At 70.7% G+C, this 14,434-nt stretch carries 10 protein-coding genes and 1 pseudogene; 4 read left to right on the forward strand and 7 right to left on the reverse strand.

Annotation, left to right across the window (positions count from 1 at the left end):
- On the forward strand, positions 1-689 hold a 689-nt coding region (locus EQG76_RS13310), incomplete at its 5' end, for an SDR family NAD(P)-dependent oxidoreductase (protein ID WP_159714079.1).
- Between the two features lie 6 nt (positions 690-695).
- Here EQG76_RS13310 and hemN read toward each other — a convergent pair.
- Positions 696-2,074 (reverse strand): annotated as a pseudogene (hemN, locus tag EQG76_RS13315) (oxygen-independent coproporphyrinogen III oxidase).
- Between the two features lie 287 nt (positions 2,075-2,361).
- Between hemN and EQG76_RS13320 the strand changes: the two are divergent.
- Positions 2,362-2,931, forward strand: a complete 570-nt coding sequence (locus tag EQG76_RS13320; RefSeq protein WP_159714081.1) for a hypothetical protein — start codon at positions 2,362-2,364, stop codon at positions 2,929-2,931.
- A 14-nt stretch (positions 2,932-2,945) separates the two neighbouring features.
- On the opposite strand, the gene EQG76_RS13325 is transcribed toward EQG76_RS13320, so the two are convergent.
- Positions 2,946-3,686 carry a helix-turn-helix domain-containing protein gene (locus EQG76_RS13325; RefSeq protein ID WP_200840791.1) on the reverse strand — a complete coding sequence of 247 codons (741 nt, stop codon included), beginning with the start codon at positions 3,684-3,686 and terminating at the stop codon, positions 2,946-2,948.
- A gap of 208 nt (positions 3,687-3,894) precedes the next feature.
- Between EQG76_RS13325 and EQG76_RS13330 the strand changes: the two genes are divergently transcribed.
- Together EQG76_RS13330 and EQG76_RS13335 are read left to right on the forward strand one after the other, a co-directional pair.
- The gene (locus tag EQG76_RS13330; RefSeq protein ID WP_159714085.1) at positions 3,895-4,146 is read left to right on the forward strand and encodes a helix-turn-helix domain-containing protein; all 252 of its coding nucleotides are present in this window, start codon (positions 3,895-3,897) and stop codon (positions 4,144-4,146) included.
- 92 nt (positions 4,147-4,238) lie between these two features.
- The gene (locus EQG76_RS13335) at positions 4,239-5,975 is read left to right on the forward strand and encodes a SulP family inorganic anion transporter (protein ID WP_159714087.1); all 1,737 of its coding nucleotides are present in this window, start codon (positions 4,239-4,241) and stop codon (positions 5,973-5,975) included.
- A 26-nt stretch (positions 5,976-6,001) separates the two neighbouring features.
- Here the strand turns inward: EQG76_RS13335 and EQG76_RS13340 are convergent, their stop codons facing one another.
- From EQG76_RS13340 to EQG76_RS13360, 5 genes are all read right to left on the reverse strand, one after another.
- Positions 6,002-7,813 (reverse strand): glycoside hydrolase family 15 protein, encoded by a 1,812-nt coding sequence (locus tag EQG76_RS13340; protein WP_159714089.1) that lies wholly within the window; start codon positions 7,811-7,813, stop codon positions 6,002-6,004.
- A 115-nt stretch (positions 7,814-7,928) separates the two neighbouring features.
- A complete protein-coding gene (locus EQG76_RS13345) occupies positions 7,929-10,511 on the reverse strand; it encodes a response regulator (RefSeq protein WP_159714091.1) in 2,583 nt (860 codons plus the stop codon).
- Positions 10,508-11,575 carry a chemotaxis-specific protein-glutamate methyltransferase CheB gene (gene cheB, locus EQG76_RS13350; RefSeq protein WP_159714093.1) on the reverse strand — a complete coding sequence of 356 codons (1,068 nt, stop codon included), beginning with the start codon at positions 11,573-11,575 and terminating at the stop codon, positions 10,508-10,510. The genes EQG76_RS13345 and cheB overlap by 4 nt, the downstream gene beginning before the upstream one ends.
- Positions 11,576-11,582: 7 nt before the next feature.
- On the reverse strand, positions 11,583-13,826 hold the full coding sequence (locus EQG76_RS13355) for a response regulator (protein ID WP_159714095.1): 2,244 nt from the start codon (positions 13,824-13,826) through the stop codon (positions 11,583-11,585).
- 14 nt (positions 13,827-13,840) lie between these two features.
- The coding region (locus EQG76_RS13360; protein ID WP_235031353.1) for a methyl-accepting chemotaxis protein at positions 13,841-14,434 on the reverse strand (594 nt) is incomplete at its 5' end.

The following is a 14,434-nucleotide window of genomic DNA, read 5'->3' on the forward strand; positions in this document are numbered from 1 at the left end:
CCTACCGCACCGCTCTGATCGTCGGTTCTGGCCCCGGCATCAGCGCATCGGTCGCCCGCGCACTCGCCGCCGAGGGGCTGAAGGTCGGCTTGGCCGCGCGCGACACGGCCAAGCTGGCACCGCTGGCCGAGGAGACCGGTGCCTGGTGCTTCCAGGTGGATGCCGCCGACGCGGGTGCCGTGGAGCGCCTGTTCGGCGAGGTCGATGCCCGCCTGGGTGAGCCGGACCTCGTCCTCTACAACGCCAGCGCCCGGGCACAGGGTCCGATTGCCGAGCTGGATCCGGCCGTCGTGCAGCGTGCCATCGGGATCACCGCGTTCGGCGGCTTCCTGGTCACCCGGCAGGCCGCCCGGCGGATGCTGCCGAGAGGCCATGGCGCGATCCTCCTGACCGGTGCCACGGCGAGCGTGAAGGGCTTTGCGCACTCCGCCGCCTTCGCGATGGGCAAGTTCGCGCTGCGCGGCCTGGCACAGAGTGCTGCCCGCGAACTCTGGCCCAAGGGCATCCATGTCGCCCATTTTGTGATCGATGGCATGGTGCGAAGTACCACCCGGCCCGACCCGACCGACCGGCCGGACAGCACGCTCGACCCGGACGCGATCGCTGCCGCCTATCTCGACGTCTTGCGCCAGCCGCGCAGCGCTTGGGTGCTGGAGGTCGAGCTGCGCCCCTGGGTCGAGCGGTTCTGACCGCCGTCAGACCGCCATGCTGAAGCCCTTGGCGTCCTGTGCCCGGAAGCTGTCGAATACCGCGGCTGCGACCCGGACGACCGGCCGCCCCGCCTCGGTCATCCGGATCCGGCTGCCTCGGATCTCCAGGAGCCCGTCGGAGGCGAGCGGGCGCAGCAGCGCCAGCTCGTCCGGATAGGCCCGCACCGGGTCGAGCTGGGCCAGGTCGGCCTCGAAGCTGCACATCAGCGCCTCGATGATCCGCCCTCGGGCCAGATCGTCCTCCGTCAGGCGCCAGCCCCGGACGGTGGCGAGCCGCTGTCCGGTGATCGCCCGACAATAGCGCGGATTGTCGGCGATGTTCTGCACGAAGCCTTCGGGCAGGCGCGAGACGGCCGATGCGCCGAAGCCCAGCAGGATCGGCCGGTCGTCGTCGGTATAGCCCTGGAAGTTGCGGCGCAGTCGGCCATCGGCTGCCGCCCTGGCCAGCGTGTCGTGAGGTGCCGCGAAATGGTCGATGCCGATCGGGACGAAGCCCCTGGCCTGGAAGTGCCGGGCAATCACCCTGGCCTGGTCGTAGCGTGCGATGGCATCCGGCAGGGCCGCCTCGTCGATCAGCCGCTGGTTGGCGCGCCGCTTGGGCAGGTGGGCATAGCCGAAAAAGGCGATCCGGTCCGGCTGCAATTCGGCCACAGCGCCGCAGGTGGCGCGGATGCTGGCCACCGTCTGGTGCGGCAGGCCATAGATCAGGTCGAAATTGATGCTGGTCATGCCGGCGTCCCGCAGCATGCGCACCGCCGCCTCGACGGTCGCCTCCGGCTGGATCCGGCCGATCGCCGCCTGGACGCGCGGGTCCAGGTCCTGCACCCCCAGGCTCACCCGGTTGACGCCGAGACCAGCAAGGGCCCGGGCGCATGCCGGATCGACATGGCGCGGGTCGAGTTCGATCGCGTGCTCGATCCCCTCCTCGATGTCGAACTGCCGGCACAGCACGGCGAACACTGATTCCAGCCCCTCAGCCCCCAGGATGCTGGGCGTGCCGCCGCCCCAGGCGAGCCGGCCCACCCGGATCCGCTTGGGCAGCAGGCTGCCCACCAGGGCGATCTCGCCTTCCAGCGCCTGGCGGTAGCCGGCGATGACATGGTCGCGCACGGCTATCTTCGTGTGGCAGCCGCAATAATGGCAGAGTTCCCGGCAGTAGGGCACATGCAGGTAGAGCGAGACGCTCTCATCCGGGTCGAGCCGCTGCACCAGGCAGCGTGCGCAGCACTGCCCACTGCGGCGGAGAACTCGGCCGCGGTCGGATAGGAGGTGTAGCGGGGCACCGGCCGGGCAGCGTAGCGGCGCACCGCCGCCTCGACCGTCACCGCCGGCTCCGGGCGAGGGCCGGCCGGCGCTCCCGGCATGGGCCCTGCCGCATCGCGCTCAGCAGGGAAGGCGCAGGCAAGTCCGGCGCCGGGGGTCCAGGAGAAGTGCCATATCGTTCCCGCTCCGGTCACTGGCGTTGGGGTTGCGGCCGATCGGAGCGCGTGCCGGGCCGCTCCACACCCGATGCGGCCGGACGCCGCAACGAGCCCGCTCTACGGTGGCGGCAGCGGCCTCGCCTTGATCATGATCAATGCCGCAGCTTGTGCGGGTGCCCAGGAGGCTAGACATCCCCTGTTTTCTGTGCAGCGCGATGAAGCATGTGACGGTGGCAGATCCGTTCGGTGAGCCTGGTGGCCTGGTCGGCCGGCTCACCGTCGATGTCGACAGCCTGGACAGCGCCTTCCCGGTGACACTGGGCCTGCTCGCGACCGCGGCACTGGCCGGAGCGCTGGTCACCGCACTCCTGTTCCTGTTCCTGCCATCGGCCGCCCCGCTCTATGCGCTGCTCTATGCCGCCGCCCTTTTCCTGGTCCCGGCCGGGCTGGTCCTGCTCGGCCGCTCGCTCGGCCGGATGTCGGTGGATGCCTCGGCCGGGCTGCACGGCATCCATGGCCATGTGAGCCCGGTGCTACCGGGGGCGGTCCTCGGCCAGCGGGCCTGCCTTGCCACTGCCGCCTGCCGCCGCCGGGCCTGGATCTATGCTGCCGGCGCCACCGCCATCCAGGTTCTGGCAGCCCTGGCAGTGCTGGCGGTACTCCGGCAGGGGCTGGAGGCGCTGGGCGCCGGCATGGTGAGCGGCCCGGTACTGGCGGGCCTGCTTCTGGCTTGCCTCGGCAGCTTCGCGGCGCTGGCGGCAGCGCGACCCGCAGCGAGATCGTCGCCCGCCCGTTCCTGAACGGCAGCCGCCCCTCAGCGTGGCGTGATGCCCGCCACGGCGTTGAGCGCGCAGCGGTCGACGATCTGGACCTGATGGGCCTCAGGCAGCTGGATCAGGCCCTGCAGCCGCAGCTTGGTGAAGCTGCGGCTGACCGTCTCGATGGTGAGCCCCAGATAGTCGGCGATGTCGGTGCGGGTCATGGCCAGATGGAGCGGGCTCTCCGGCTGGCCGCCCTCTGCCTGGCGCGCCGACATGACCAGGAGGAAGGTCGCCAGCTTCTCCACCGGCGCCAGCCGGCCCAGGATGAGCTGGCTGTCACGGGCCTGGCGCAGCGCGATCCGGGTCATCTGGTTCAGGCGGAGCTGCAGGCGCGGATAGCGCTCCATCAGCCGTTCCATCTCGGCCACCGGGAAGCCGCACAGGACCGAATCGACCACGGCCTCCGCAGTCTGATCGTAGCTGCTCTCGTCGCCGAGCCCCAGATAGTCGCCCGGCAACAGGAAGGCCGTGATCTGGCGTCGCCCGTCGGGCAGCATGGTGTAGAGCCGTAGCATGCCGGAGGTCAGGGTGAAGACCCTGCGGCGCGGCTGTCCCTCCTCGACCACGGTCTGCTGCGCGCCGACGCGGGTGGAGGCCATGATCGCCTGGAGTGCACCCAGCTCATGGTCCTCCAGCGCCGCACAGACCGCCTGCCGGCGTACCGCGCAGTCGAGGCAGACCCCGCACGGGTCACGGTGGCTCCGCCCGCTGGCCCCCGCCTGCTCCTGCGCCACGTCCTCTCCTTCACCTGCCGCACGGATCCTACCTAGGCGGCCGCGGCCTGGGCGCAAAGCGGCCACCGCCCGGACCCAATGGCGCAGCGTAGCCGTTCCTGCCGTCATGTGTCACCAGCCTGCAACATCGACGGGCAGAGCATCATTATTGATGTACAAAACATTAGCACTGATGTATCAGCCTCTGGACAGCGGCCGTGGAGCATCGATGATCACCGCAGCGCAGATGCGCGCCGCCCGGGCATTGCTCGGTATCGACCAACGGCAGCTCGCCGAGCTGTCGGGGGTGTCGCTGCCGACGATCCAGCGGATGGAGGCGAGCGAGGGCACCGTGCGGGGCGTGGTCGACACGCTCACCAAGGTGATCCAGGCGCTCGACACCGCCGGCATCGAGCTCATCGGCGAGAACGCACCCAGCAACGGTCGGGGCCGGGGCGTGCGCTTGCGGCATGCGCCATGACCGGCGCCTGCCGCTCCTGACCAGTCTCTCCCGTATGGGCCATCGCCGGGCCGGCACCGACGAGCGCGCGCCCCTGCCGCAGGGTTAGTTCTATGGCGACGTCGGCCAAGCCTACCAGTCCCAGCTTCAGCGAGCTGTTCACACCCAAGCTCGTCACCGTCCTGCGCGAGGGCTATCGCCTGCCAGACCTCCGGGCTGATCTGGTGGCCGGCCTCACCGTCGCCATCGTGGCCCTGCCCCTGTCGATGGCGATCGCGATCGCGTCGGGCGTCACGCCGGACCGCGGCCTGTACGCTGCTATCATCGGCGGGTTCATCGTCTCGCTGCTGGGCGGCAGCCGCTTCCAGATCGGCGGCCCGGCCGGCGCCTTCATCGTCCTGGTGGCCGCGACCACGCAGACCTATGGGGTGGACGGCCTGCTGCTCGCGACCTTCCTGTCCGGCATCATGCTCCTGGCCATCGGCCTTTTGCGCCTGGGCACCTTCATCAAGTACATCCCCTACCCGGTGACGGTCGGCTTCACCGCCGGGATCGCGGTCATCATCTTCGCCAGCCAGATCAAGGACCTGCTGGGCCTGACCCTGGCCCACGAGCCGGGCCCGCTGCTCGAGAAGCTCCATGCACTGGTCCAGGCACTGCCCACCGCCAACCCGGCGGCAATCGCGGTCGCGGGCCTGGCGATCGGCACGATCGTCCTGGTGCGGCGCTTCAGGCCAAGCTGGCCGGCTTTCCTGATCGCGGTCGCCCTCACCTCGGTGGTGGCGGCCGGCCTGGGTCTGCCGGTCGAGACGATCGGGACACGGTTCGGCGGCATTCCCCAGAGCCTGCCGGCACCGCAGCTGCCGGCCATCTCGGTGGACCGGATCGTCGAGGTGCTGCCCGCGGCCATCGCGTTCACCCTACTGGGCAGCATCGAGAGCCTCCTGTCCGCGGTGGTGGCCGACAGCATGACCGGGCGGCGGCACCGCTCCAACTGCGAACTGGTTGCCCAGGGCGTGGCAAACATCGTTACGCCGCTGTTCGGCGGGATCTGCGTCACCGGCACGATCGCCCGCACCGCCACCAATGTGCGCGCCGGTGCCAGGGGTCCGGTCTCGGGCATGCTACACGCCTTGTTCCTGCTGCTGTTCATGCTGGTCGCGGCACCGCTGGCGAGTTGGATCCCGCTCTCGGCCCTGGCCGGGCTGCTAGCGGTGGTCGCCTGGAACATGGCGGAGAAGCAGGAGTTCGCCACCCTGCTGCGTTCGTCGCCGGGCGATGCCGTGGTGCTGGGCGCCACCTTCCTGCTCGTGGTGTTCCGCGACCTCACCGAGGGCATCCTGGTCGGGTTCGGCCTGGGCGCGCTCCTGTTCCTGCACCGCATGGCGCAGATGGTGCAGATCGAGCACCTGCAGCCGATGATCGAGGAGGACCAGGCCGACGAGCCCAGGCCGGCCGACCGCTATGACGCGGCGCTGGCCGCCGATGCGGATGTCGCGGTGTACCGCATCTCCGGCGCGTTCTTCTTCGGTGCCGCCGCCAGCGTCGCCGCGGCACTAGACCGGATCGGCCAGCAGCCGAAGGCCCATGTGATCGACTTCTCCGCGGTGCCGATCCTGGATTCTACGGCCGCCAACACGCTGGAGGGCTTCGTGCGCAAGGCACGGCGGCAGGGCGCGGCGGTCTACCTCACCGGCACCCGCCCGGCGATCCGGCGCGTGCTGCTGACCCATGGCGTCCGCCCACCCGAGGTGCGATTCGAGTCGACCATCGCCGAGGCGGTCGCCGCCGCCCACGCCAGCCTGGCCGAACCACCGGCCGATGCCGCCGCCCGGCCCGAGCAGGCCTGAGCCGGCCCGGCTGAGGCATCGCCCGGTCAGCCCGTCCGGCCGGGCGGTGAGCGGTTCGTGACCTGCCATGCACCGCCCGCCGATCCTGCCAGCACATGGGCGCTGTTGATCAGCGCCAGGTGGGAGAAGGCTTGGGGGAAGTTGCCCAGTTGCCGCCCTGCATGCGGGTCGTATTCCTCCGCCAGCAGGTGCAGGTCGTTGGCCAGGCTCGCCAGCCGCTCGAACAGGGCATGCGCCTCGTCGAGGCGGCCCATCGCGACATAGACGTCGCACAGCCAGAAGCTGCAGGCGAGGAACGCCCCCTCTTTGGGCGGCAGGCCATCCAGCGCTTCCTTGGTGAGGTAGCGCAGCACCAGGCCGTCGCGCAGCAGTTCGCGCTCGATGCGGGCGACCGTGCCCTGGATGCGCGGGTCGTCGATCGGCAGGAAGCCCACCAGCGGCATGAGTAGCAGGGCCGCGTCGACGCCATCGGCGCCGTAATACTGCACGAAGCTGTTCTGCCGGGCGTCGTAGCCGCGAGTGCAGATGTCGTGGTGGATCTCCGCACGGATCCGGCGCCATTCGTGGACCGGCCCGTCCAGGCCGAACTCCTCCACGCTCAGCACCATCGCATGAAAGGCCAGCCAGCACATGAGCTTGGAGTGGACGAAGTGGCGGGGCTCCCCGCGCATCTCCCACAGGCCGGAATCCTTTTCCTGCCAAAGCCCGGCGAGCCTGGTGACGATGCTGCATTCCAGCGGCCAGACCTCGTCGGTCTCGTTCAGGCCGGCCCGCCTCGCCACGTAGAAGGCGCCGATCACCGAGCCGTAGACGTCGAGCTGGCGCTGCCGATAGGCGTCGTTGCCGATCCGCACCGGCCGGCTGCCCTCGAAGCCCGGCAACCAGTCGAGTTCGGTCTCGGTCAGGCGGCGCTCGCCATGCAGGCCGTACATGATCTGCAGCTCGTCGGGCGAGCCCGCCATCGCGCGCATCAGCCAGTGCCGCCAGTCCGCCGCCTCCTCGCGATAGCCGGACGCCAGCAGGGCATAGATCGTGAGCACCGCGTCACGGATCCAGCAGTAGCGGTAGTCCCAGTTGCGCACCCCGCCCGGCCATTCCGGCAGGGAGGTGGTGGGTGCCGCCACGATCCCGCCGCTCGGACTGTAGGTCAGGGCCTTCAGCGTCAGGAGGGAGCGCTCGACCAACTCCTGATGATCGCCCCGATAGGTGGACGTCGCCGTCCAGGCGCGCATCACTCGGGCGGCATGCTCCACCAGTGCCAGGGCGTTGCGGATCGGCGCCGGGGTGGGCAGATGCGAGGGGAACCACTCCAGGACGAACGCCACCTCCTCGCCGGCTCCCACCTCGAACTCGGCGATGCTGGCGAAGTCGGCATTCTCGAACGGCACGTCCGCGGTGAGCCGGACGGCATCGGGTCCGGCCACCGCCACCACGCCCCCCTCGACCTGCCGCAGCCACGGCACATAGGCGCCATAGCCGAACCGGAAGCGGATCTCGGTGCGCAGGCGCAGCCGGCCGCGGCGGCCTTGCACCAAGCGGATCAGCCGGTGGCGCCCCCCGCGGTCCGGCAGGGTGAGCAGGTCGACCACCACCACCTCGCCCGGGGCAGAGGCATGGGTGGTTTCCAGGATGAAGGTGCCTTTGCGGTAGCACCGACTGACCCGGGCATTGGAATCGGTGACGGCCATGGTCCAGGACCCGTGCCGCTCGTCGCCGAGCAGGCTCGCGAACATCGCCTCGGAATCGAAGCGCGGCAGGGCCAGCCAGGTGATCGTCCCGTCACGATGAACGAGCCCAGCACCGGTGGTGGACCCGATCAGCGCATAGTCCTCGATCATGCTGCCACGCAGCCCCCCGGAGAAGTGATCATGCGGGCAATGGAGTGCGCCGCCGCCCGGCCGATGTCGAGCAGCGTGACCAGCCGGCCCCTTGGCCTGGGCCGGCTCCAGGGGATCAGGCGGAAGCGGCCGGGCGGTCGTCCAGCGCCCGCAGCACGGCGCTGAGCGCCGCGCGCGTATCGATGATCACCCGGCCCAGCCGGTCCAGGAGCTCGGCCAGCACGGCCTGGTCCCGCCCCGCCCGTGCCGCCGCTTCGATCCGACCGGCCAGCGTGGTCACCCGGGGCAGGCCCACCGTACCGGCACTGCCTTTGAGCTTGTGCGCCTCAGCGATCAGCACCGCCACCTCGCCGTCGCCGGCCAACATGCGCTGCCGGCACTCCTCGGCGGCCTCGATGCCCCGGGCCAGCATCTGCCGGAGCATGGCCACGGGCATCTTCGCCGCCATGTTCTCGATGCGCCGCTCGTCCAGGAGCGGCTGCTCCGCTGGATCATCGCCCTGCGGACCATCGGGGTCGGGATCGGGTGCGGTGGGCGGGTCACCGCGCATCGGCGTTCCGCGGGCGATCGCCGCCAAGGCGCCGAACAGCTCGCTCCAGACGATCGGCTTGATCAGGCAGCGGTTCATGCCGGCGGCGAGATAGCGCTCCCGCTCGCTCGCCATGACATTGGCAGTGAGCGCCAGGATCGGCACGCCAGCCTGCGGCGACGGCAGGCGGCGGATCAGGGCGGCCGCCTCCGCACCGTCCATCACCGGCATCTGCACGTCCATCAGGATCACGTCATAAGGAGCCCGCGCCGCCTGCTCGACCGCTTCCTGGCCGTTCTCGACCAGGTCGACCTGGTGGCCCTCGCGCGTCAGCATCGTGTTGATCAGCTCGCGATTGACCGCCACATCGTCGGCAACCAGGATCCGCATGGGCGGCACCGCATCGCTCCCCGCCGCCTCCTGCAGGGCGGCGTCCACCAGCTGCCCGCGCCGCATCGGCAGCTCGAACCAGAACAGGCTGCCGCGCCCCTCCTCGCTCTCGAAGCCGATGGTGCCGCCCATGGCGTCGACCAGCCGCTTGGAGATGGCGAGTCCCAGGCCGCTGCCACCATAGTGCCGGCTGGTCGAGGCATCGCCCTGGACGAAGGCGGAGAACAGGGCCGCCTGACGCTCGGCGGCGATGCCGATCCCGGTGTCGCGCACCCAGATGCGGAGCACGACGGCCAGCTCGTCGGCATGGCGCAGATCCACGCCGATTACCACCTCGCCGCGGGCGGTGAACTTCAAGGCGTTGCCCACGAGGTTGACCAACACCTGGCGCAGCCGGGTCGGATCGCCATGCACCACCAGGCCGGACAGGTCGCCCACCTCCTGGCGCAGCACCAGCCCCCGCTCGGTCGCCTGCGGCTGCATCAGGGAATAGACGTGATCCACTGCCGCGGCCGGCGCGAAGTCGATCGTCTCGAGCTGCAGCCGGCCGGCCTCGATCCGCGAGAAGTCCAGGATGTCGTTGATGATGCTGAGCAGGTGCGCGCCGGACCGGCGGATCGTGTTCACGTAGTGGAGCTGGTTGGGCGAGAGGTCTTCCGCCGCCAGGAGGTCGGCCATACCCAGCACGCCGGTCATGGGCGTGCGGATCTCATGGCTCATGGTGGCCAGGAACTCGGTCTTGGCCCGGGCCGCACGCTCGGCGGTCTCCTTGGCGAGGGTGAGCTCGGCCTGCACGTCGCGCAGGCGGAGATTGGCCGCGGCCAGTTCGGCATTGGACTGCTCCAGCGCCGCGATCAGCTTGGCCTTCGCCTCGGCGGTACGCGCCAGTTCCCGTGCCTGCTCCAGCTCGCGCTGCCGCTCGGCCTCCTCCTTGGCGCGACGGATCGCCTCTTCCTGCATGGCGCGCCGGCGCAGATGCGCACCCAGCCGGGCGCTCAGGATCTGCAGCCCGCTGCCGGCGTCCACGAAGTCGTCCACCCCGGTCTCCAGCACCGCGAGCGGCGGGTGCACCCCCGTCGCGGACTCGAGCGCCACGATCTGGAAGGCCTGGCCCAGGCTGCGCCTGGCCTGGTCCAGCCGTCGGCAGGACTGCAGCGCGCTCTCGACCGAATCGGGCAGGAGCACGACCACGCAATCATAGGGGTCCACCCCCAGCCGGGCCACCGCCACCTCGCCGCCGGGCACCACGATCACGTCGTGGTTCTCCTGCCGGAGATGGACCACCAGCCGGTCCGCGATGGCCGCCCGGCCGCGGTCGACCTCGGTCACGTCCACCACCACCAGGGTGCGGCTGCGCCGGAACTCGGGCACGGCGGCTCCCGGCTCCGACACCGTCCCGGCGGGGCTGCGCAGGAGGTTGCGGATGCGCAGCAGGAGCACGTCGCTGGCAGCCGACTTCGGCACATAGTCGTCCGCACCGCTCTCGAACGCCCGCCGCTGCGATTCCAGGCTGTCCGAATCGGTCAGCATCAGGGTAGGCAGGCTGCGCGTGCGCATGTTCATGCGCACGCGGCGGGTGAACTCGTCGCCGCTGATTCCAGGCAGGTGCAGGTCGACCAGGGCCAGCGCCGGCAGCTCGCCGTTCAGCTTGGCGAGCGCGTCCTCCGCACTGGCCGAGGAAATGGTGGCCCAGCCCTGCTGCTCCAGGGTGAGCTGGAGGCGCAGGGCCTGCGTCGGCGAATCCTCGACGATGAGGATCTTGGGAGCGGGCTCCGTCATGTCGAGCGGCCGTCCTTGGCAGTCTGGAAAAGGTACGGGCCGATCGCGTCGAGCGGGAGCTGGAGCCGCGCGGCACCGATCCGCGCGGCGGCCGCCGGCATCCCGTATACCACCGCCGACGCCTCGTCCTGAGCGATGGTGTGCGCGCCGCGCTGGCGCATCTCCAGGAGGCCAGCGGCACCGTCGTCGCCCATCCCGGTCAGGACCACCCCGATCGCCCGGTCGGCGAAGCTGGCCGCCATCGACTGGAGTAGCATCGTGCCCGACGGACGCTGGCCGCCCACGGGCGGCTCGCTGCTGAGCAGGAGCAGATCCTGGCCGGCGATCAGGTGGCGCCCGCCCGGCGCCACGTAGACATGCCCAGGTACCAGGGTCTCGCCATGGCGGGCCAGGCGGACCGTCATCGGCACCTGGCTGTCCAGCCAATCCGCAAAACCTTCGGTGAACTCCGCGCCGATATGCTGGACGACCGCCACCGGCAGCGGGAACTCCCGCGGCAGGGCGCCCAGCACCTTGGCCAGCGCCGCGGGGCCGCCGGTGGAGGCGACCATGCCCAGGATCTCGTAGCGTGCAGCACTGCGGGAGCGGCCCGTCTCGCCACTGCCCTGGACCAGCGGCCGGGCCGAGAGGTGGCGCTGCGGCACCACCCGGACCTCGCTCATGATCGCGAGCTGCTGGCACAGGCGCCGGGCCAGGCGGGGAAACTCGTCGCGGCGGCGGCCAAGCGGCTTTTCGGTGACCGACAGGGCACCGGCCTTCAGCGCGTCCAGGGACACCGTCACCATGGGGTTGCTGATGCTGGCCGAGGTGATGACGATCGGGGTCGGTCTGGTCTGCATGATCCGGCGGGTGGTCTCCACGCCGTCCATCCCGGGGAGTTGCACGTCCATCAGCACGATGTCGGGACTCAAGCGCGGCACCAGGGCCAATGCATCCTCGCCCGAGCCTGCCACGGCCACCACTTCGAACCGGCCGTCCTCCGCCAGCACCTGCTCGAGCTGGATCGCCGCCACCTTGGAATCCTCGACGATCAGCACGCGGATACTGCCGCGTTCCCTGGTCATGGCGGCCTCACGGCGGGTCGACGAACTGGCAGATCGTTTCGAGCAGGGTGCGCTGCTCGAAGCTCTGCTTGGTGACATAGGCGTCGGCGCCCAGCTCCAGGCCCCGCTGCACCTGGTCCCGGGCGTCGCGCGAGGTCAGCATGATCACCGGGATCGCGGACAGGTCGGCATCCGCCTTGAGCGCCTGCAACAGGCCGAACCCATCCATGCGCGGCATTTCCACGTCGCTGATCACGAGGTCCACCGGCTCCCGGCGCAGGCTGTCCAGAGCGTCCTGCCCGTCCACTGCCAGACGTACCCGGAAACCCTCCGCCTCCAGGATGCTCTTTTCCAGCGTGCGCGTCGTGATGGAATCGTCGACTACCAGGATGGAGGGCGGCGCCTTGCGCTCCTCGCTGGCGAAGCGGACCGGGCCCTGGTTCGGCTGGCCGTCGATCAGCAGGGCCGGGCTCAGCACCAGGATCGGCCGGCCGTCCCGCAGGAAGGTCCCGGCCACCACCGGGTCGGTCCCGGCCGGCGGCTCCTGGACCGCCGCCTGCCGCATCTCCAGGAGCCCGTCGACCAGCATGGCGACCCGCCGCCGCCCGGCACGCAGGATCACCACCACGCAGAACCCGCTCTCGTCGGTGAGCGAATCCTCGCCCATGCCGAGCAGGTCGCCCAGGATCGACATGGCGGTCACCGTGCTGCCCTGGCGCAGCACCGGCCGCCCCTCCACCGTGGCGATCTCGCTGGCCCGGATCCGCAGCACCCGGTCCACCGCATGGGCGGGCAGCGCGAAGGTTTGATCGCGGCAGGCCACTAGCAGGAGGTCGGTGCGCACCACCGACATCGGCAGGCTCATCTCCAGGCGCGTGCCATGGGGATGGTTCGGCCCGATCTCGAGGTCGCCCTGCAGCCGGGCCAGCACCTCCTGCAACACGCCCAGCCCCATGCCTCGGCCGGACAGCCGGTCGACGGTGCGGGCGGTGGAGAAGCCGTCGCGCAGGAGGAAGCGGGCGAGCTCGGCCTCTCCAGCCACGTCCGCCTCGGCTCCGTCGAGGAGGCCCGCGGCCACTGCGGTGGCGCGGATCCGCCCGAAGTCGAGCCCCCGCCCGTCGTCGCTCACCTCGAGCCGCAGGCGCGTGCCCTGCAGGCCGAGCGTCAGCGCCAGCCGGTTGACGGGCGGCTTGCCCACCCGCTCGCGCTCCTCCGGCAGCTCCGCGCCATGCGCCACCGCGTTGCGCAGGACGTGCATCACCGGGTCCTTCAGCGCCTGGAGGATCATCCGGTCCGCCTCCAGCTCCAGGCCGGTCATCTGGAACTCCACCAGCTTGCCGGATTCCCGTGCCAAGTCGCGCACCATCCGGCCAAAGCCCGAGAACACCTCCTCCGCCGGGATGAGCCGCGCCTGGGAAACGTCGTCCTGGAGCTGGTCGATCAGGCGCCGGGTCTTCCAGGCGCTCGTGGCCTGCAGGCCGGCCAGCTCGCCGATCCGTCGCCCCAGCCCGGCGATCGCCTTGTCGATCGCCTCCAGCGGGCTTGCCGTGCTCTGAGCCGCCGGCTCGTGGCGGCGCAGCTCGGCCCGGCTGCGCTCCCAGGTCCGGCGCAGGGCTGCCGCCTCGTCATGGAGGACGCGCAGCCGCCGGCCGACCTCGGCCTGCTGGCTGGTCTGCGCCAGCAACAGGCCGCCCGTGGTCATCAGCCCGTCCAGGTGGCGCGCGCGGATCCGCACGGTCTCGTGCCCGGACGGCGCCAGCGGACGGGCGGCCGGGTTGGCTCCCGGCTCTGCCGCCGGCTGCAACGGGGCAGGTGCGGGGGGGATCTCGGCCGCTGGATCGGGTGGCGGTTCCGGGGCAGGCGATGGCTCCGGGGCCGGCGGCTCCGGATCGGGTGGCGGTTCCGCCGTGGCCGCTGCCTCGGCCGCCGCGCCGCCTAGCAGCGCGTCGAGCGCCTGGGCCACCGGCAGCTTCGCCACCGCCGCCTCCGGGTCGTCCGCGACGTCCTCGACCGCATCCAGCGCGTCCAGGACCGCCCGCACGACCGGCGGATCCAGTGCCAGCCCGCCCTGCCGGACCCGCTCCAGCAACGACTCCAGCCGGTGCGCCAGCTGCTCGATGGCCTGATGGTCGACCGCGCGTGCAGCACCCTTCAGGCTGTGGGCGCGGCGGAAGACCTCAGCCAGCTCCGCCTGGCCGGCACCCGCGGCCGTCAGGCGGCGCATCGCAGCCAGATGCTCGCGATATTCCGCCGCGAAGGCGTCCAGGAGCAACTGGCGGATGTCCATCAGAGGTGATAGCGCCCGATCGACTGGACCAATTCCCCCGACAGGGTGCTGAGATTGGCTGCCGCCCGGTCAAGCTGGCGGGTGCCGTCGGCCGTCTGGGTGCTGGCCTGGCGGATGGTGCGCAGGGCGATCATCACCTGCTCCAGGCCGATATGCTGCTGGTTGATGGCGGCGACGATCTGCTGGAACGTGTCGCTGCTCTCCTGGATCGTGTCGGTCAGGTGGTTGATCGCCCCCTGGGCCTGGTCAGTCTGCGCCGTGCCCGAGCTGATCCGCTTGACCGCCTCCTCGGTGAGCATCACCGAGGTGTTGATCCCGCGCTGGATGTCGCCCAGCACTGCGCGGACCTGGACGGTGGCTTCCTTGGACTGGTCGGCCAGGTTCTTGATCTCGGCGGCCACCACCGCGAAGCTTCGGCCGTGTTCGCCGGCCGCCGCCGCCTCGATCGCCGCGTTCAGCGCCAGGATGTGCGAGCGCTCGGCGATGTCGTTGACCGTCGCGATGATGTCGCCCACCGCATGGGTCCGTTCGCTCAGCATCACGATGTTCTCGGCGACCGATTCGACCTGCTCGCGGATCTTGTCCATCACGCG

Source organism: Geminicoccus flavidas (assembly GCF_009806515.1).
GTDB classification, from domain to species: Bacteria; Pseudomonadota; Alphaproteobacteria; order Geminicoccales; family Geminicoccaceae; genus Geminicoccus; species Geminicoccus flavidus.